The sequence below is a fragment of the Cytophagales bacterium genome (genome assembly GCA_033344775.1).
In the GTDB taxonomy this organism is placed as follows: Bacteria; Bacteroidota; Bacteroidia; order Cytophagales; family Cyclobacteriaceae; genus JAWPMT01.
Window position 1 is genome coordinate 175,762 of sequence record JAWPMT010000006.1, and the last position, 20,055, is coordinate 195,816.

Annotated in this window: 16 protein-coding genes; 9 read left to right on the top strand and 7 right to left on the bottom strand. The window is 44.3% G+C overall.

Features of this window, described 5'->3' with window-relative positions; all coding sequences use genetic code 11:
* Window positions 1-224: 224 nt before the first annotated feature.
* Genes R8G66_30510 through uvrA form a run of 6 tightly spaced genes read right to left on the bottom strand, consistent with a single transcriptional unit; the run spans window position 225 to window position 11,431 of the window.
* Window positions 225-1,727, bottom strand: coding sequence for a CotH kinase family protein (locus R8G66_30510; protein ID MDW3196748.1), 1,503 nt, complete (start codon window positions 1,725-1,727; stop codon window positions 225-227).
* Entirely contained in the window at window positions 1,711-6,678 is a 4,968-nt protein-coding gene (locus R8G66_30515; GenBank protein ID MDW3196749.1) for a hypothetical protein, read from the bottom strand. Before R8G66_30515 ends, R8G66_30510 begins: the two co-directional genes overlap by 17 nt.
* Before the next feature lie 28 nt (window positions 6,679-6,706).
* A complete protein-coding gene (gene prmA / locus R8G66_30520) occupies window positions 6,707-7,543 on the bottom strand; it encodes a 50S ribosomal protein L11 methyltransferase (GenBank protein MDW3196750.1) in 837 nt (278 codons plus the stop codon).
* On the bottom strand, window positions 7,543-7,866 hold the full coding sequence (locus tag R8G66_30525) for a DUF6150 family protein (protein MDW3196751.1): 324 nt from the start codon (window positions 7,864-7,866) through the stop codon (window positions 7,543-7,545). The genes prmA and R8G66_30525 overlap by 1 nt, the downstream gene beginning before the upstream one ends.
* Entirely contained in the window at window positions 7,863-8,624 is a 762-nt protein-coding gene (gene tpiA, locus R8G66_30530; protein ID MDW3196752.1) for a triose-phosphate isomerase, read from the bottom strand. The genes R8G66_30525 and tpiA overlap by 4 nt, the downstream gene beginning before the upstream one ends.
* A 2-nt stretch (window positions 8,625-8,626) precedes the next feature.
* Window positions 8,627-11,431 (bottom strand): excinuclease ABC subunit UvrA, encoded by a 2,805-nt coding sequence (gene uvrA / locus R8G66_30535; GenBank protein MDW3196753.1) that lies wholly within the window; start codon window positions 11,429-11,431, stop codon window positions 8,627-8,629.
* A 221-nt stretch (window positions 11,432-11,652) separates the two neighbouring features.
* Here uvrA and R8G66_30540 point away from each other — a divergent pair, with 221 nt between their 5' ends.
* From R8G66_30540 to R8G66_30560, 5 genes are all read left to right on the top strand, one after another.
* On the top strand, window positions 11,653-12,252 hold the full coding sequence (locus tag R8G66_30540; protein MDW3196754.1) for a sigma-70 family RNA polymerase sigma factor: 600 nt from the start codon (window positions 11,653-11,655) through the stop codon (window positions 12,250-12,252).
* On the top strand, window positions 12,227-12,466 hold the full coding sequence (locus R8G66_30545) for a hypothetical protein (GenBank protein MDW3196755.1): 240 nt from the start codon (window positions 12,227-12,229) through the stop codon (window positions 12,464-12,466). Before R8G66_30540 ends, R8G66_30545 begins: the two co-directional genes overlap by 26 nt.
* A gap of 75 nt (window positions 12,467-12,541) precedes the next feature.
* Window positions 12,542-13,201: an endonuclease III gene (nth, locus tag R8G66_30550; GenBank protein ID MDW3196756.1), complete on the top strand. Its 660-nt coding sequence runs from the start codon at window positions 12,542-12,544 to the stop codon at window positions 13,199-13,201.
* Window positions 13,198-14,355: a glycosyltransferase family 4 protein gene (locus tag R8G66_30555; protein ID MDW3196757.1), complete on the top strand. Its 1,158-nt coding sequence runs from the start codon at window positions 13,198-13,200 to the stop codon at window positions 14,353-14,355. The genes nth and R8G66_30555 overlap by 4 nt, the downstream gene beginning before the upstream one ends.
* Before the next feature lie 98 nt (window positions 14,356-14,453).
* Window positions 14,454-15,449 carry a cellulase family glycosylhydrolase gene (locus tag R8G66_30560; protein ID MDW3196758.1) on the top strand — a complete coding sequence of 332 codons (996 nt, stop codon included), beginning with the start codon at window positions 14,454-14,456 and terminating at the stop codon, window positions 15,447-15,449.
* A 249-nt stretch (window positions 15,450-15,698) separates the two neighbouring features.
* On the opposite strand, the gene R8G66_30565 is transcribed toward R8G66_30560, so the two are convergent.
* Complete coding sequence (locus R8G66_30565) at window positions 15,699-16,379, bottom strand: DUF1080 domain-containing protein (protein MDW3196759.1); 681 nt, start codon at window positions 16,377-16,379, stop codon at window positions 15,699-15,701.
* A gap of 143 nt (window positions 16,380-16,522) precedes the next feature.
* On the opposite strand from R8G66_30565, the gene R8G66_30570 reads away from it, so the two are divergent.
* The 4 genes from R8G66_30570 to R8G66_30585 all read left to right on the top strand — a co-directional run bounded on the left by R8G66_30570 (window position 16,523) and on the right by R8G66_30585 (window position 19,787).
* Window positions 16,523-17,341, top strand: coding sequence for a hypothetical protein (locus tag R8G66_30570; GenBank protein ID MDW3196760.1), 819 nt, complete (start codon window positions 16,523-16,525; stop codon window positions 17,339-17,341).
* Between the two features lie 121 nt (window positions 17,342-17,462).
* Window positions 17,463-17,777 (top strand): LuxR C-terminal-related transcriptional regulator, encoded by a 315-nt coding sequence (locus R8G66_30575; GenBank protein MDW3196761.1) that lies wholly within the window; start codon window positions 17,463-17,465, stop codon window positions 17,775-17,777.
* 251 nt (window positions 17,778-18,028) lie between these two features.
* On the top strand, window positions 18,029-19,159 hold the full coding sequence (locus R8G66_30580) for a helix-turn-helix domain-containing protein (protein ID MDW3196762.1): 1,131 nt from the start codon (window positions 18,029-18,031) through the stop codon (window positions 19,157-19,159).
* A gap of 73 nt (window positions 19,160-19,232) precedes the next feature.
* Window positions 19,233-19,787: an SRPBCC family protein gene (locus R8G66_30585; GenBank protein ID MDW3196763.1), complete on the top strand. Its 555-nt coding sequence runs from the start codon at window positions 19,233-19,235 to the stop codon at window positions 19,785-19,787.
* Window positions 19,788-20,055 lie beyond the last annotated feature (268 nt).

Below are 20,055 nucleotides of genomic sequence, written 5' to 3' on the forward strand. Positions count from 1 at the left end.
ATTTCTGCTTCGATACTGTAATTGAGAATGCCGCGTCGGACCGATCGCAGGCTCGCAATGACGGTCCTTTTCCTTAGCTTGATGGCATTGCGGGGTACCAGACAGTGATCCTTATAGCAAGGTCCCGGAAGGAATCCGAGACAATAGTCATTTCAATTTTGTTTTCAAGGAGAATTCAACCATAAGACTTATCTCATTTTCAGTTGACGAAGCAAGATTATCACTCAATTGACTACTACCCGAAAAATTTTTGAATCGATCTGAATCAAATAAGTTCCTGGGGAATTGATTTGAACCAAATCGGGCAGATTCTCTTGTGTGATGATGTTGTGTGGGACTGGTTTGCCAAAAGCGTCGTAAACTTTCACTTCCGGATTATTACTTTCCTTCGCGATAATGCGGAATTGCCCGGTAGAACTAGGATTTGGATAAACTGAAACATCCTGGAAATTGCAAAAGCCCATGTCTACTTCAGGGACTGAACCTATACCAGTGGTCCTGCGCACTTCAATGAATTCCCGAAGGCCATACTCCACATGTCCTTCATCAAAATAGTCAAAAGACCTCCTGAAATCATCCTGACTGAATCCAAAAGACGCGTCGAACCTCTCATCGGTTTCAACATAGGGATCAAGTAGGTCTTCCAAATCACTAAGCAGCGGAAACAACTCACCTTGCGTAAAGTAGAGGCTGAATACCTTATTCAAACACGCATGATATCTATTGCGATATTCGGGCACCTCTAAAATTCTGCTGGTAAGTGGTCTTGCTTGTCCATGGCGATGAAAGTGATTTAAATCTCGGGTAGCCCAGTCCCGGCTCACCCAATCAATGCCCCAGGTATTGTCCGTATCATAAGCAATGAATTCAAACTTGCCACTGTGATCATCGTAGAAGAGGTAATAATTGTTATTGAGATAGCTGTAGCCATCCCAGTGTCCCGTTACCGCTTCAACCGCTAGCTGTCGAATGAATCGGTCCACCTGAAAAACTTGTTGGATCTCCTCCCGAAAATTTTCATCTGAAGTGTTATTCAATACCTCCGCAAATGCCTGTAGCTCTGCCCGGGTATCGTTTTCCTCATTCATTTTCGATTCGTAGAGCTCATTGTTGAGTAGTCGGCCATTGTCTTCCAGGGTAGCACTGAAGGAACATTTGTAAAGGAATCCGTCTTCATGTCCGAATCGTCGGTCAACGAACTCATCATCGATTTGTTCTATCATCAAATACACCCCCATGTACTCCTCATTGAAATACAAGGCCGCCGGGGCTACCCTCGGAGCAGGCACATCCATTTGTCGATACAACTTCATCGTCAACAATTCCCGGACATGCGAAGGATCATTGACATTCGGCTTTAAGTTGATTTTTTTATGACGATAAAACTTCTCTCCACCAAATTCTCGAAAATCGACCTTGAAAGATTTCTTGAGATGGCCTCGTGCGGTGTTGCCGCGCAGGCGTACCCCTACATTGCGAACTGTCGCGTTGTTCAGACTTGAGTTGTTGAAAGTGACATCAGCGGTTACATAAGTTTCGCTGAATCGATTTTCATTGGCCAATAGAAAAGCCTTGTCTGCTTCCGAAAGGGTTACTCGGATTTCGGTGACTTCATTTTCACGAAAAACTTGATCTTCCCTCGGATTGAACTCCTGACCAAAAAGGAAGCTGGAAAAAAACAGGAATAACAAAAACGGGTAAATCCTACGGTCAGAATCCAAACCCATCGTCATCATCGTCCTCTTCGATGGTGTCAAAATTCTCTTCCTCCAGGTTAACATCCGTCGGAGAAACGAGGTTGTAGGGTTCTGTAATGCCAAAATACTTTTCCCTGAAATTATTGATAAAAGTTAGTGTTTCTGTTTCATCGGCAGCGAGCAGAATCAGTTCTCCGGGACGGGCCCGATCTTCATTGGAGTTTTCCTCTATCGCCGTATTAAACTCACTGTTGGAGGAATAAACCGCAAGGTGATTGTCTTCATAGCCAAAGAAATACCAGGTTCCGGGTGCTGCTTGCAGGAATAAGTTCATGATGTCTCCACCGGCCTCTCCTTTTTTGAATTCAAGGAAACCATCCATTTTGGCATTGATGTCCTGCTCCAACATGTTGGAAATACCTAATTTGGTGGTGTTGTGCCACGCGCCATGTTCTTTGTTCCATTGCATCTTCACACCCGAAATCACCAGTGACTTCAGCAATTCCGGACTGACTTCCAGCAACGGTACATAGTCTCTTAAGGAACCTGTTTCATAGCCTCTGGCAGGAGCTTCTCCAACGATATTCGCCAAATTCACCAGGGTTTCAACTTCAATGTCGTTCGCAGGGGGATTACCCAACCTTTCCACAATGTCCAGCAAGTCTTGCGCCATCAACTGAAGTACCGGTGCATTAATCTGATAATCCATCGTAATGAATGCATCGATATCGTAATCACCTTCAGTACGGTTTCCACGTCCCAATACAGCAGCATCTACTTTTACCTGATTGGATTCCACATCCAAAAACGTAACCGGCCCCTCAAAAATCACTGACTGGGTGCTGTCTTCATAGATCAAGGTGTGCCCTTCATATGTTTCGCCAAGGGCTTTACTTTCTTTTTCAATACTAAAGGTCCCATCCTGATTGTAGCGTAATGATCCCTTTGCCATGAAGAAATCCACATGATCCGGTTGTTGACGCTGCTCAACAAATGTGGGATAAATGTTGCCTGCATTACTGTAATGTAAACCGGCTACTGCCTTGCTGCCATCATCGAACAAAGCATTTTCAAAATCAACGACTACATCAGTTTCGTCTTCGGTTCTTGAATAAGTCACCCATTCATTTTGAGCAATACTTGGTATGATTGGCTTCACCGCACCATCCAGTTCCAGTGCTTGCTTGTAGGCTTTTAGGGTGATCCCTCCTTTGAATAAGAACCCTTCTGCTACTTCCAGGTTTTTCGTATCTGGAATGATTCCTTCTGCAACACTGTACTCAACGGAATCTCCTCGAATGAAAGCCGTTTCTGTGTCAAAAGTTCGAAATTGAATGTCAAATGTGTCTGCACCTATCGGCAACAGATAAGTCGCTCCACCGGAAAATGCATTCCTGGATTCCACATCGATCGTTGCATCAAACAGGTAGTGATAGGTACTGTCATTTTCAAAGATCACTTCCGCATCTTCAAATGTTTGCAAGACAGAGTTGGCGAGTACCGTCATTTCATTTTCCTTGGGAATGATCTCGGCATCTGCAACAGCAATGAATGGAATGCCTTCCACATCCATTTCCTGGCTATTGATATCGTAAGTCGCTTTCGTTGCATTGAATGCCAGGGAGTCCAGGTCTTCTCTCGTGGAATAGAAATAAGATTCTTCGAGCAACACATTTTCAGGCTTTTCCATCGTAATGATGGAATCTTCCAGGAACCAGGTCGCATTGGTGATGGATGTATTCAGGGCTGCATAGGGAAACGAAATCGCCGCTACACCCGTGATTTCAGGGGTTACATCTGCTTCGTTCTTCACCAGATCAAAATACAGGGCAATGTCATCGCCTTCCATCGCAGGTTTTTCCGGGTCGTCAGTGAGTACTTTGAATATGGCATGCCTCGCTGAGTAAGAAAGCTCCTCAAAAGCAAACTCCTCGGACTCTGCTGTAGAACCCCTCGTGGCGATCATACCCGATCCGTACACGCCTTTGGTCGTGATGTTGGCCTCCCCGGTCAGCTCCGCAGTAGCATTGTAAAATTTGAACGGTTCGTTCACTGTTCTCAGATACATACTGTCCTTTCGTGGTAGCCAGTACATGCGGAAAGCCCCAAGTTTCGCATCAGGATAACTGGCTTCTCCCAGTGTTCCCGGTCGAATTTCTCCTTGCTGACCATCTGCTGTTACGGAATCCGGATAGTAGATAAAGTCTCTTGAAAAGATCGTAGAGGTCAAAAAGTCAATCTTTCCTCCACCTCGAATACCACGGCTATTCAACGTGATTTTTTCATAAGTTCGGGCACTGGTTTTATAGAGGTTATACCCTTCTTCAGGGATATTGTGCACAAAACCGAGGGATCGGTCTTTTTGAATGTGCAGGGTGTCTTCAAAGGGAGGGAAAATATCCCCGGAATTAAATTCTCCGGGAAACTCAATGGAAGACGCATCGTCCCGGTCTATACTATCTACTTCTAATGGTGGAATGATGAATCTTACCGATTTATCGTAGGCGCCATCCAACACATCCTCCCCATCGAAGTACACAATGGCCTCCTTATCCGTAACAAAGTAAGGATAAGCATCTGTTTTATCGTGTCCTGCTCTATTGGAAGGTTTGTTCAGGAAAAGCTGACCTGAGGTTTCGGTCAGGTGATTGGCCAATGCCTCTCTATTTGCCGGATTGTGAGAAGCCGCGGTTGAATCTTCTGGTGGCAACTGAATGCGAATGGAATCAATCTGCGGCATGTTGATCAGGAAATTCTCATAATCGAACTCAAAATCCTGGCCTTTGTATTTGAAGTCGATCGCATCAATGGCTCCATCGAACTTGATGTTTCTGTTCTCACCAATCCTTACGATACCTCCTTCTGGCTCTATGGTGATTTCATAGTCTGTAGTCACATAGAATTTTTCGACTCCTCGCGCCACAATCTCCATTGAATCCAATCGCATCGAAGCATTGGGTCCTCTGGAAATCAGGGAAGAAACAAAAAGATTGTCATAGTCCTTCCTTTTGGCTGATGCCTCATAGTAGTGGAAAGCACGATCGTGTAATTTAACCAGTCCGGTTGATGGGTCGTAATCACAGAAGTTGTACTGTTCGAGCATCTTCATGGCTCCTTTGAGCAATCGGACGTCTATTTTGGTCAGTGCTGCGATCTCATCAATCACAAACTCTTTGATTTCAAATTGCTTGGCATAAGCGACGGAGATGGCTATTGGGTGAAACCCGAAAGGACCTGTCAACCTTCTAAAACGTGTCGTACTGAAAAAATCTTCCGACTCAAATGAAGCTGGCACCAGGTCTTTTCCATTCAGAATACTAAAATCTACCGAATCGGAAGTGGTGTTCCAACGAATGAGATCCGCATTGATGATCATCCCATGATACGAAGAAGTAAAGGAGGTCACACTGTGTTTCTTATCTCGGAGAACTGTCAAATTTTCATCAGACATACGATATTCCATCTCCACCGATGGGTGATAAATGGAATCTTCTCCGATATAAATGGTCATGCTGGCTTTTTCCGAGGTGATCGTAGAATCCTCTCTAAATGCGAACTTCTGCGCACGGAAGAGGATCTTATTTCCGTTGCTGTTCGAGACTTCAAGTGTCCCTGGTTTTCTTGAAATAGATGCTCCGAAAAGTTTGTTGCCCCGGAATTCTACACCTCCAGTGTAGACTACTTTGCCTCCGGGAAATCGTAATACGGCATCAGCTTCATAGGAAGTAAAGACCGGATAGTTACTTAAAGCCCGGGAAGGCCGTTTGACACTTCTGTAACTAAATACTCCTTCAACTTCCTTGTCCAAAAACCCTGGAAAGCTGATCTTGGCATTGGGCGTTTTAAATACGGGGCGGTCCGTTCTTAAATTAAATTGTCCGAGGGCGATCTCAGCTCCTCTCATCCTTACATTTTGACGAGGCCACTCCAGAATGCCGCTCTCCCCTACAAAAGTGTTGTTTTGCAACAGGTTGTTGCCTTTTACTTTTCGGATTGAGAGGGAATCGTATGGCGTAAGGACTATTAATTGTATGTCTCTCAAATCAATGGTAGGTCCTTTGATAGCCGGGTGCAGGTAATTGTTTTTTTCCAGCGCAACATAGTCTGTCTCCTGCGGAACGATCTCGTCTCTGACCAATTGCTGTCTTACGGGGGTATTTTGTGCCGGTTCATCTGACAAAGTATCACTTCCGGTATTGGTATTGTCGTCCCAACTGCTATTATCCTCCCAACCATCGTCGTTGCCCCAGGAGTCATCATTGCCCCAACTATCGTTGTTTCCCCAATCGTCGTTTCCCCAGTCCGCGTTATCATCCCAGCCGTCATCATCCGCTGCAACATCTTCTGCGGCGACTGCTGCTGGAGCAGGATCTTCTTCTACAACAAGCGGTGCATTGAGGTCTTCTTCAGGATCATCTTCGCTCGGGATCAAGTCCAAAATAGAAGTGGGTCCTTCAAAGTCCACCAGCTTGAAATCATAAGTGCCTCCGGGAACCTGCACGGTCAATGCCCTCGAAAAATGAAGGTAGCGCCGGGCGAAAAAGGTATTCATCCCAAGAAGAAAATCGGCGTACTCCTCTCGATTGAGGGTTTCGACTACTTGGAGGTTGATGTCCAGAACGTTATCAAGTTCTATGGCATCGATCCTTTCCTGTGCCATGGAATAGGCCAGATAGCTGAAAAAATGCCAGTAATAGGGATTGAATGGATACCCTTTGCGCTTCATGGCAAAGGCAATCTGTATGATCTTTTCTTTGTGGGCTGAATTGAATTGGCCGTTCCAGGCATTGTTGAAATCAAAAGCAACCTTATTGCCAGCTTCTGTTCCCATCCGCTGCAAATAAGCAACTGCCTGATTTTTGAATATCGCAGGTTCTTCCGAAAACTTCTGAGCTACGGATGACCATGCCATGAAAAACAAGAGGGCCGTCAAGCCAATTGTCTTGCTTCCAATACCGCAAAACGCAAATCGTTGAACCATCACCTAAAGTTAGGCATTAATAAACGCATTAATCACCGATACGGTTGAATAGGAGTGCCGACCAATCGTCTTTTGAGACGCTTTTGATCAGTTTTAGTCCCAATTTGGAAGCTGCTTGTTCCAGATCAGGAATGTCTTTTTCATAAAAACCACTCAGAAACAATTGTCCCTCATCGTTCATCAAACTGACATAGTTGTCAATTTCTGCTAACAAGACATTTTTATTGATGTTAGCGATGACAATATCAAATGTTTGATCAAATGTCAGGTTTTTGATCTCACCCTGCTCAACACGAATTCCTTCAAACCCATTTAACGACAAATTGTCCAAACTATTTTCTATGCACCAGTCGTCAATGTCGGTGGCTTCCACATGTGAGGCTCCTAATTTCAGGGCCATGATGGCTAAAACACCTGTTCCTGTCCCGACATCCAGCACAGATTTGTCTTTGAAATCCACGTCCAATTGTAAGGAGAGCATTTGTGAAGTGGTTGCATGATGACCGGTACCGAAGGACATTTTGGGCATGATCAATATTTCGTGATCAAAATCCCCCTTAATATCATGAAAAGGGGCCCGAACCAATACCCGATCATCGACGATGACAGGATCGAAATTCTTTTCCCAGGCCTCATTCCAGTTGGTTTTGGCCACTTTTTCTACGGTGTAACTCATTGCACCCATCGCCTCATATCGTGCGATGGCCTCTTTAAGTGCAGGTTCATCGAATGATTCGCCTTCCAGGCTGGCGGTGAGTCCTTCGGGTAATTCCTGAATGGCGGAAAAGCCTAATACGTCCAGCTCAGCGATAAGGAGATCTCGCTGTAGTTCGCTACAGCTGATATTTACGGTAAGAAAATCCATCAATCATTGCACCCTGCAAAGGATTCAGTGTCGGTAAAAAAAACGGAAAAATGTGCTTCGTCAGGATCATCCGTGAAATACAGCCGGTACCGGGCTTGTCTTTCTTTGTTTACAAAATGCCAGTGTCCCGGCCGGTCTGCAAACAGTCGATTGTCCTGATCAAAGACTAAAACATCCGCAAAACTCTCTGAATCTTGCTCAAAAACGATGAAATCAGCTTCCTTTTTTGAATAGACCTCATACATCACTCCAAAAACGTCACAGTATGGATTCTGGACAGGAAGTAGGGGAATGACAAGGGCAAAAAGGAAGCTTGGGATCAAAATGATTTGGCTATGTCTACAAAGTCGCGGGATTTGAGGCTGGCTCCACCTACCAATCCGCCATCTACGTCCAGGCAAGCAAACAATTCTGCTGCGTTTCCTGGTTTCACACTGCCTCCGTACAAGATAGAAATGCTGTTAGCTGTTTCATCACTGTACTGGTTGGCAATCTCTTTTCTAATAAAGGCGTGCATTTCCTGTGCTTGAGAAGCACTGGCTGTGACACCCGTTCCGATGGCCCAAACAGGCTCATAGGCAATCACCACTTTCTTAATGTCTTCTGCAGAAAGATCAAAAAGACTTTTGGCAACCTGTTCTGCGACTAATTTGAAATGATCGCCGGCTTCACGAACATCCAGCTTTTCTCCACAGCAGAAAATAGGTGTCAATCCTGCATCTAGTGTGGCCCTGGTTTTTTTGGCAAGCAATTCGTGATCTTCTCCAAAGTACTCTCGTCGCTCACTATGACCAATCACAATGTGTGTCGCGCCGATGGACTTGATCATATCAATAGATACTTCTCCCGTGTACGCGCCACTGGCTTCTTCATGGCAATTTTGGGCCCCAACAGTAACATTGTCGGAAGCACCTACCAACGATTTTACAGCTCCAATGAATGGAAATGGTGGGATCAGTACGATTTTGACATCACTTTTCACTTCATCTTTGGCCATGTTCACTACTTCAGAGGCCAGTTGTTGGCCGTCCAAAAGGGCGGTATTCATTTTCCAGTTTCCTGCCGCAATTTTCTTTCTCATGATCAGATCTTTTCCGCTAAATATTTCGCGGTTTTATTTTTGGCCGCTAAATTAATCATGTCCTCGGGAAGCCCAACGAAATCGATATTTCCGCCGTTCTGGCCACCTTCAGGTCCCAGGTCAATGATCCAATCCGCACATTTTACAACTTCCATGTTGTGCTCAATGATCAGTACGCTATTGCCTTCATTGACCAGCGCATTTAAAGAATCGAGCAACTTCTGGATGTCATGAAAGTGCAATCCGGTGGTTGGTTCATCAAAAATGAAAAGGATATGGTCCTTCTTTGACAACCCACTGCCTTTCCCCAGAAATGATGCCAGTTTCACACGTTGTGCTTCACCTCCACTGAGTGAATTGGAAGACTGTCCCAACTTCACATACCCCAATCCAACGTCGAAGAGGGGTTTGATCTTGTTAACAATGCCTGTTTTATCCTTAAAAAAGTCCAGGGCCTCTTCTACGGTAAGGTCCAGGATCTCAGAAATATCTTTATCCTGATACTTTACTTCCAGGATCTCTTTCTTGAAGCGCTTTCCATGGCAGTTATCGCAAGTCAAATGCAAATCGGCCATGAACTGCATCTCAATTTTCACTGTGCCTTCCCCCTCGCAGGTTTCGCAACGACCTCCATCTACATTGAAAGAGAAATGGGCCGGCTTGAATCCATTGGTTTTCGAAGCAGGCTGCTCTGCAAAAAGCTGACGGATGTTATCGTAGGCCTTCACATAAGTCACCGGATTGGACCGTGAGCTTTTTCCGATCGGATTTTGATCTACGAATTCAATGTGATTTACCTTCCGGTAATCACCATCCAGTGTGTCAAATTTTCCGGTGATTTCTCCCGTCAAGCCCAGGATCTTACCCAATGCCGGGTAAATAATACGGCGCACCAGGGTGGATTTCCCAGAACCACTCACACCGGTGATCACAGACATGACACCCAAAGGAATTTCTACATCAATGTTTTTGAGGTTGTTTTCCCGTGCCCCTTTCACCCAAAAAGACTGATTCCACTTTCTTCGAATCTTCGGAATCTCTATTTTCTCTTCCCCTTTCAGGTATTTCGCTGTAAATGAATGATCCGTTCCATTGATGCTATTGACTTGTCCCTGGAAGACGAGCTCCCCGCCATGTACGCCCGCAGCGGGTCCGATATCGATGATCTCGTCCGCTTCTTCCATCAACTTTTCCTCGTGTTCGACCACAATCACGGAATTTCCCAGATCGCGTAAAGTTTTCAGTACTTCGATCAATCGATCCGTGTCCCTGGGGTGGAGTCCGATGCTTGGTTCATCAAGCACATACATAGAGCCTACCAATGCGCTTCCTAAAGAGGTCGCCAATTTGATTCGCTGGAATTCACCTCCTGATAAAGTATTGGTCAATCGATTGAGTGTGAGGTACCCCAAGCCAACTTTCTCCAGGTATTGAAGTCGGGTTGTTATTTCATTGATGATCCGGCCCGCAACCTTCTGATCGAACTCAGAAAATTCAATTTGCTCTACAAATGGCCGCAATTCATCTACGGGCATCAAAACCAGGTCTGTGATCGATTTGCCCGCAATCTTCACATAAGAAGCATCCTGGCGCAAACGCGTGCCTTTACAATCCGGGCAATCGGTTTTTCCGCGGTACCTCGAAAGCATCACACGGTATTGGATCTTATGGGTTTGTGATTCCAGAAAGCCAAAAAAGTCCTTGAGGCCATCGAAGTACTCATTTCCTTCCCACAGCAGCTCATATTCTTCATCTGTCAACGCGGCGATCGGACGATGGATCGGGAAGTCAAATCGAATGCCATTTTTCAGAAGTGGTTGCAACCATGAGCGCATGGTCTCACTTCTCCATGGCACAATGGCATCATCATACACGGATAAATTTCTGTCCGGGATCACCAAATCCGGGTCGATCCCCAAAATGCGCCCAAAGCCTTCACACCTTTTACAGGCACCATACGGATTGTTGAAAGCAAAGAAATTGACCGTAGGTTCTTCGAAGGTGATGCCATCCAGTTCAAAGAGATCAGAGAAGGTCTTTCTCTCTTTCCCGGGTATGTCGACGATGCATTTTCCCTCTCCTTCGAAAAAGGCGGTCTGCACGGAATCGCCCAAACGGAATTGTGTTTCCTCGCTATTATTGACCACCGCCCGATCAATCAATATTTCGATCTCACCTTTTGGCGTGTCTTTGATGTCTTCAATGTATTGCAATTCTCCATCGACAAGAATTCTCGTATACCCTTTGCTAAGCAAGACTTTCAGTTCATCATCCAGTGACCGACCTTTCATCGGCATGGGCGTTGTGATCATCACCCGATTGCCTTCGTCGAAAGACAGGATATAATCCACGACACTGGTCACTGTGTCCTTGGTCACTTCCTTTCCGGAAACGGGAGAAATGGTTTTCCCAATCCTGGAAAAGAGCAATTTCAGGTAATCATAGATCTCTGTAGAAGTGCCAATGGTCGAGCGCGGGTTTCGGGTGCTTACTTTCTGCTCAATGGCAATGGCCGGAGCCACTCCTTTGATATAGTCCACTTCCGGTTTTTCCATCCGACCCAAAAACTGGCGGGCATAGGAACTCAGGCTTTCGACATATTTCCGTTGACCTTCGGCAAAAAGGGTATCAAAGGCCAGGGAAGATTTTCCACTTCCTGACAATCCGGTCACCACAACCAGCTTGTTTCGTGGAATGGCCACGTCAATATTTTTCAGGTTATTGACCCGTGCGCCTTTGATCAGAATGTATTGTTTGGGGTCTAATTGTTCGATTGAACTCGACTTTTCCCTACTTTTTTTACTCACTTAATTTGATGGATTTCGACAATTTTGGCCAATTCAACCAAAAAGTTGAACAACTTTAGGGGTATCCCGAATTTCGGTTGACTACAAAAATAGACACAAGAGATTTTGGAATAATCAATCGTTGAGATACATTTGACCCTCTTCAAAACTTTTTTTTACTAAAACAGATAACCAATACAATATGATATAGACCTCTACGTTTTTAACAACAGGTGAACTACATGAATAATTTAAGTTTGAACGATAGCGAATTGCTGTCGGCGTATGTTAAGGGTAACGAGGAGGCCTTTGCGGAGTTGGTTAATCGTCACAAAGACAGGGTTTTCACCACTATTCTTTTGATCGTAAAAGATCGGTACCTCGCGGAAGATTTGATGCAGGAAGTCTTCATCAAAGCCATCAAAACGTTGAAATCCGGGAAGTATAACGAGGAGGGAAAATTCCTTCCCTGGATACTAAGGATCGCGCACAATCTAGCGATCGATCAATTCAGAAAAGAGAAAAGATATCCGATGATCGTCATGGAGGACGGCAGCAGTGTATTCAATACGCTGGAGTTCTCTGAGGAGTCCATCGAAAACAAGCAAATCAAGCAGGATACTCAAAATCTGCTCAAACGGTTGATACAGGAATTACCAGAATCTCAGAAAGAAGTGCTAGTTATGCGGCACTACATGCAAATGAGTTTTCAGGAAATCGCGGACGTTACGGGAGTGAGCATTAACACCGCTCTAGGCAGAATGAGATATGCTTTGATTAACTTAAGGAAGAAATTAAAGCAGAATAATATTGCCTATGACCAAAACTTTTACAAAAAATGATCTTGTACGTTTCGTATACAAAGAGCTTTCAGAAGAAGAGCACAATCAAATAAAAAATTCGGCCATTCAGGATCCTGAACTGGAAGATTCCATCAAAGAACTGGAAGCGACCAGGGATAGTCTGAATAACGTGGTGGCTAGTCCCTCTCAAAGGAGCATTGACAATATTTTGGCATTCTCCAGAGATTACGAGGCTACCGGCGTATCCGAATAAGTCTACTTTGACATTCAGGAACGAGCTGTTGATCTTTTCGTATCAATTGCGGTGATTGGTTGATAATTTTAGGCCATGACCCGGTCGGAAAGATATCAGGCTCTCCATGAGCACCTGGAAGTTGCGGAAATAGCGACTGAAACGGAACTTCACTACGAATCCCCTTTTCAGTTGCTGGTTGCCGTGGTTTTGAGTGCTCAGTGTACCGATAAACGTGTCAATGAAATAGCTCCAAAGCTTTTCGAAGTTTTCCCCGGTCCGGAATTCCTGGCCCACGCAATCTTCGAGGAAGTCTATCCACTTATCAAAAGCATTTCTTATCCAAATAATAAAGCAAAACACCTTATAGGTTTGGGTAAGCAGATGATGGAGGAATTCGGTGGTGAGGTTCCTGATAACAGAGAAGCTTTACAATCTTTACCGGGAGTAGGCCGTAAAACGGCCAACGTAATCCTTTCGGTCTTATTTGATCAGCCTACAATGGCGGTAGACACACATGTTTTTCGTGTGAGTAAACGCCTGGGATTAGTCAATCAAAATGTCAAATCTCCTTTTGACGTTGAAATAAAACTCATTCAAAATATCCCCAAACATCTTGTAGCGAAAGCGGATCAATGGATGATCCTGCACGGGAGATACACTTGTATTGCTAGAAAACCCGCTTGTGACCAGTGTGATGTGGCACATTTCTGTCGCTTCTTCGAAAAGAAATTGCAGAAAGGAACGCTGGAATGATCATTCATCTTTATCACCAATATTTCCGATATCCGGACGAAGGAGGGGCGGTACGGTCTTTCTACCTCGCTCGTCATTTATTAGAAAATGGTCATGAAGTAGTCGTTTTCACCGCGCACAATTCCGAGTCGGGTCATAAACGAATCCATGGCATATCTGTGGAGTATCTTCCGCTTCCGTATGAAAATCAATTTGGATTTGGGAAGCGCATACGTTCTTTTGTAAAATTTGTCTATTTGGCAATCAAGCGATCCAAACAATACCCCAAACCCGACCTGAACTATGTGATCACTACCCCACTAACGACAGGTTTCATTGCGCTTTGGCTTAAGAAGACCAGAAAAATACCGTATGCATTTGAAGTGGGGGATCTATGGCCGGAAGTTCCTATTCAGATGGGAGTGATCAAAAATCAACTTGCACAAAAGTGGTTGTACGCCCTTGAGAGGCGTATTTATGAAAAGGCGAAACATTTGATCGGGCTTTCTCCGGGGATTAAAGATTACATCGAATATTCCTGTGATTTTAAGGTCAAAGCCATCAGCATCCCCAATATGTCGGATTGTGAAGCTTTCCGTCCGCATATGAGAGAAGAAGCAGTTTCTGAAAAACATCCTTTTCAGATCAGTTATATCGGGACCTTCGGCATAGCCAATCAACTGGAAACATTGATCGAATTTGCTCGGCTGTGCGCCAAAGAAAAGTTACCAGTGCATTTCAACTTGATGGGAGAAGGAGGTCGGGAGGAAGTTTTGAAAACTCTTTCTGAGGATTTATCAAATATCTCCTGGCTACCTTTCGGATCACATCATATCGTCAAAACCTTGTTGGAAAACTCTGATGCGATCTATGTTTCCTTTCAGGACATACCTATTCTAGGAACTGGCAGCCCCAATAAATTTTTTGATGGCCTGGCCGCAGGAAAACTGATCATTGTGAATTTCGAAGGCTGGATCAAGGACCTCATTTTAGAAAACGAATGTGGCTTGTATTACCCTCCCGAAGATCCGGAAGACTTACTGAAGAATCTTATTTCATTCATTCAAAGTCCCTCCTTATTAGAATCCTACCAGTCCAATGCGCGTACCCTCGCTGAGGTAGAATTTGAACGAAATAAGTTGTTGGAAGATTGGATGAGGTATTTGGAAGCCTGACTGAAGACATCCCCCACCTAATTTGAACTAAACATCAGGGCTCCTCTTCAATCTACAGGTCTATTTTGCCGATGCTAATTCAGGAAAACCAATCCAGTATGAATCCACGCTCTAATATCAAACCATTAGCATTTCTGGTCATTTTATTACCAGCATTTATTCAAGCACAAATGCCACGAATCACCGTGCAAGGAAATGAATTCGTCGATGAAAACGGAAAAGTATTTGTGTTCCGCGGGTATAGTAGCAGTGATCCGGAAAAGCTGGTTAATCAAGGGAGTTGGAACCTTGCTTATTTTCAGGAAATGCAACGTTGGGGTGCCAATGTGGTAAGGTTTCCTATTCACCCGAAGGCCTGGCGAGCCAGGGGAAAAGAGAATTACCTCGAACTACTGGATCAAGGAGTGGAATGGGCGGCTGCCACAAACATGTATGTGATCATGGATTGGCATAGCATCGGTAATCTGGTTACCGAAAAGTATTTACGAGATATATACGAGACCAATCTGGAAGAGACTTTTGAGTTTTGGAGGATTATCTCCGAACGATATGGAGATAACGCTACCGTGGCACTTTACGAATTGTTCAATGAACCGGTGAGAGACCCAAAGTTTGGCCAACTCAAATGGCAACGCTGGAAAGAAATTCTCGAAGAATTAATCACAGAAATAAGAGCCAATGGCGGAAAAGGAATACCATTGGTAGCCGGATTTAATTGGGCCTATAATTTAAAACCTGTTGAAAATCAGCCCATCGAAGCGGAGGGAATCGCCTATGTGAGCCATCCCTATCCGCAAAAAAGAAAGCAACCCTGGCCAGAAAAATGGACGAAAGATTGGGGCTTTGCCAAGGAAAAGTATCCGGTGATATTGACTGAAATTGGTTACTGCAGAGAAGAGGATCCCGGTGCACACATCCCGGTCATTAGTGACCATAGTTATGGTGAGGCTATTTCCAGTTATTCGGATCAGAACAACATCTCCTACATTGTCTGGGTCTTTGACAAAAACTGGTCACCACAATTGTTCACGGATGATCAATTTACACCCTCCTATCAAGGTACTTTCTGGAAAGAGAAGTTGAATGGGTATTAACTTCGACAAGCTGTCTATGACAGACTGAAGATATTATGGATGAATTCAGTATAAAGCGCGAGAAAGAGATACCGGATATTTTTAGGCATCCTACGGATTTTATGCCTAAAAATTCCCTAGTCGGGCACCCAGCATGACACGCTTATTTTAGTCCTGTCATTTCTGTTTTGTGTTTTTGGGAAACCGAAAATTGGCACCTCAGTTTGACAGCTGAACTGTCAGCCTGAGGCTCTCGAAGGACGACATTGATTAGTCCAAAACCTTAATCTTGATATCCCGATAATGGATCTCACTATCCGGATCATGGGCCTGTAGTCCAATGGTACCGCTACCAATTCGTCGGCCGCCCATTTCCCAACCTTCCGGTTGGGTCCATTCCGTTTGAATGACTCCATTTACGCGAATAGAGACCTTATTTCCCTGAACGGTGATATGGTAATCGAACCACTCATTGTCTTTAGAGGGCGCAGTATATTGATGCGAAAACACTTCACCCTTCTCATTTACTTCTACAATCTTTTGTTCCACATCAGCGGGGACCCAGATATTCACGATCCCGTAAAGGCTTCCCGTTTTCCTGGAGTCCTGATTGGTTGTATTCACCTGTGCTTCAAAACCCGCATCTGGCCAGCCAGTTGCCTGGTATTTGGTATGGAAGTACACACCTGAGTTGGCTCCAGGCAAGGTCTTTACTTGTAAATGCAATTCAAAGTTCTTGAATTCTGTGCCTTCAGGCCCATTATAAAACAGATGAGACCGGCCACCTTTCACAATGAGCACACCATCGTCGACAGTAAAACAATCGGGGTTTTCCGAAGCTGCCTTCCATTCCGAAAGGTCTGCTCCATTAAAAAGGGAAACAAACCCATCATTTTGGGCATAAAGTGAGCAAACAAGCAATAGTGCAAGGAAAGAAAAAGTGGATTTCATGATCTGTAGGTTTGAAAAATGGAAGTTACTGAAATAGTCGGAATAGCGTCAAAATGCTAGAAAGCGTTAGAAGCCTTCAACGCTCATCGGGAATGTAATTAACTTCCCCTCTGCCTGTCAAGACCAAGAAATTAACTTAACAAATGAAACGTAAAATCCTGTTTGGGCTGCTGATCATTCTCATTATTGTCGGAGCTGTGAAGTACTTCACTTTATCTGATTTAAGGGCTAGATACAATCTGCCTGCTGATGATCCTGAAAAAGTGCAATCACTTTTGGCCTCCATGGCTAATGCACATCAAACTCAACTTTGGGAAAACCTGGAAACTTATGAAGTGTCTTTTAGCGAGGAATTTTATGGGTTTATCGGTAAAGTAGGAAATCCTTTTTCAGATGATCAAACCACCTTGTCTTTGAAATACCTTCCAGCAGAATACACCGGTCAACTGACTTTCGACGATGGAGAAGACCAGGGACTCACCTGGGGGATCCAGGATGGTCAAACGTATACCATGACCAATGACAAACAAGTCACCGCCGATGATGATGTGAATATTTTGTTCTGGTTACCCACTTATCAGTACTTCATCGAGTTTGCCTGGAGAATACAAGAAGCGACCCACTTTCAGTACATGGGTATGCATGAAATCAATGGCCAAACCTGTGAAGGGATATTGGCTTCCTGGAACACGGTAGAACCACAACAGGATATCGATCAGTACATTATTTGGCTTAATAAGTCCACTGGCCGCATTGTCAAAATCGAATACACCATTCGAGACATGTATCCCTTCCTGACTGGCGCTGCCTCCCTGGAGAATTATCAAGATTTTGATGGCATCCTTTTGCCCACCGAATTCCCCGTCGAATCCAATTTAGTCCCCGAAGGACTGCTACATACCATGAAGATCCTTGACTTTCGAGGTAATGTTTTTGAATCGAGGGAATTGGAAGTATTATAATTCCTGATCTTAGTAGTTACCATAGTAGCATTGAAGACAACACCTCCTTGAATTGACCAATTTATCGGTCTGGTCCCGGTCCTTTTGATAAGCTACAGCTAAGTCATTATCTTGTTTGATCATGAAGCGGACCATCTTCATCTTTGGGAGCCTTTCTGCCACGTTGTTTCTTCTTTTTGAATTGGGTAAGCTCTCGCTGGTCAAATCGGAAGGGTTTCAGGAGATTTTTCTGGTATTGTCCGGAGTAGCATTCGTAGTGGTTGGGTTTTTACTCGGTGGATTTTTCCGAAAAAGTCCAAAGAAGCGTATACTCAAACCATCACAGCTTAGCAAACAAGAACTCAAGGTCCTTAACCTGATAAATGAAGGTTTTTCAAATCATGAAATAGCAGAACAGTTGTTCATTGACAAACAATTGAAGGAACAGGCACTGTAGGGATTAAGTGTGTAATCATCCAAAAACCAGGGATCTCTTCTTTTAGTCTTGTTGAGGATCGATTTGGTTTCAATTTCCCGGGCCATCCTGCAGTTTACCCATTATTTCTGTTTTTCTTAAACACCAGATTAAAGTCTGTTCTGCCTTTAAGTCACTTTCGATGTAGAATGACGAGCTTGTAAGAATAAGATGCTCATCTAATAGGTCGTGTTGTCGATTTTTACTTCAATTGCACGAGCATATAGATTAGAATGGAAAATCTGGTCAGGGTTTCTTTTGACATTTGGTCTGCATTATTGGCTTTTGGGGTTTTTCAGGGGCTAATGATGCTCCTGGTTTTATTGGGATTTAAGCGAAACCTGGCACTCATGAGTCTGGTAGGACTGGTGTTTGTTGTCGTGCTCAACTTATTCAACCACTTGTTGTTGAGCACTCAGTTGTTCCTTGAATTTCCTCACCTCGTTTATGTTTTCACACCTACCCTCCTTTTATTGGGGCCTTTGTACTACTGGCACATTTGCGCAGCCACTGACCCGGGTAGGAGGCCTAAATCTCCCTGGTTGCATTTGATCCCTTTTGGCATGGCCATAGTGATGCTTGTGCCATTTTATGCTTTATCCGGAATAGAGAAAGTGGCCCAATTAGAACTCCAACAACAAGAGGATTTGATTCCAATGTCCGTGACAACCTATGCATTCATGATCCTTCAGATTGGTCAAAGTTTCATTTATGTAATCCTTGGAAACAAGCAGATCATGGCTTTTAGAAAAGTAGCCATTGGTGAGAAAGGACGGTCAGGCTTTAAGTGGCTGACTCGTTTCGGTTGGGCTTTCGCAGCGTTTTGGTTGCTGGATTTCATCGCCTTAACCAGCTATCTGATCATTGGAGCGATCCATCAACAAGTTTTTTATGCGACGATGCTTGGTGCCGCGATCTTTATCAATGTGCTGGTTGTTTTTATGATTCGGAGCCATAAGGAGTTTCATGACCAGGTGCTCAATCCAAAACGGAGCAAGCCTCAAAATTCAACACAATCCATCGATGAATTAGAAAAGGTACTTACTGATGTTTATCAGGTAATGGATCAGGACAAGCCCTATCTCGACCCGGAACTATCACTTGCTAAATTTTCCAAATTTCTGGAAAAGACACCTCATCAGGTTTCCGAGATATTGAACCTGCGGCTTGGTAAGTCTTTTTATGAATTCATTAATGAATATCGCTATCAGGAAGCCCGAAATAGACTGCAAAGTGATCAGTACAAACATTTAACGATTTTGGCCATCGCCTTCGATTCGGGTTTCAACAATAAGAACACCTTTAATCGGGTGTTTAAAAAATATGCAGGTAAAACCCCTTCCCAGTTTCTGAAAGAGAACTAACCCCGATTCGTCACTCTCGTTCGGGTGTGACGATTCACATAAAACCAGCCTTTAGACTTGACCGAAAATTTCAATGATGAAGAAAAAAGTCAAAGTTTTAATTGGGATTGGCGTCGTATTATTTGTGGTCATGATTGTTGCCTTCACGCCATCGGCAATGGAGCGTCATGTAAACAGAAGGACCTTTGCTGCTTCTAAGGCTGATGTATGGGCAGTGATATCGGATGTAGCTAACTATCACCAATATGCAACCGGCCTTACCGGAGTGACCATCCTCTCGGGAGAAGGCAAAGGAATGATCCGTTCGTGTTCAGACGAGTTAGGATCCTGGAAAGAAACCTGCACGGCCTGGAATGAAGGGACCTCTTATTCATTCAATGTCCATACGGGAAAGGATTATCCGTATCCCTTTAAAACATTCCGCGGAACCTGGAGCATCAATGATTTGCATTTGGATCAAGCGGAATTGGTGATCGAATTTGAATACCAATTCCCCTATCGATGGATGAGCTGGCTATTCAGCGGGGCCACCCACAAGGCCATAGACGAAGGCAATAACACACTGATCAAAAACTGGGAACGGGCCATTCTCCAAAAAGCCAGTTTAATCAGTCAAACAGATGAATGATTTTATGCTTGTAAAAACCCCTCATGCGTTCTGCAATGCCATTAAGCTAAGATTCGCCTACGTGACCCGGTCTGGCGTGACCCGGTCTGGCGTGACCCGGTCACTGCGAAGAATTGAATCGGACCGCCTGGTCGGTCAACACCGAAGCGGCAGTCTTTCTGAATTTCTGCTTCGAAACCATATTTGAGATTGCTTCTTAACATCGCAATGACGGCCCTGTTTCTTAGCTTAATGTCATTGATGCGGGCTGTATGAGGGGGTGGAATTT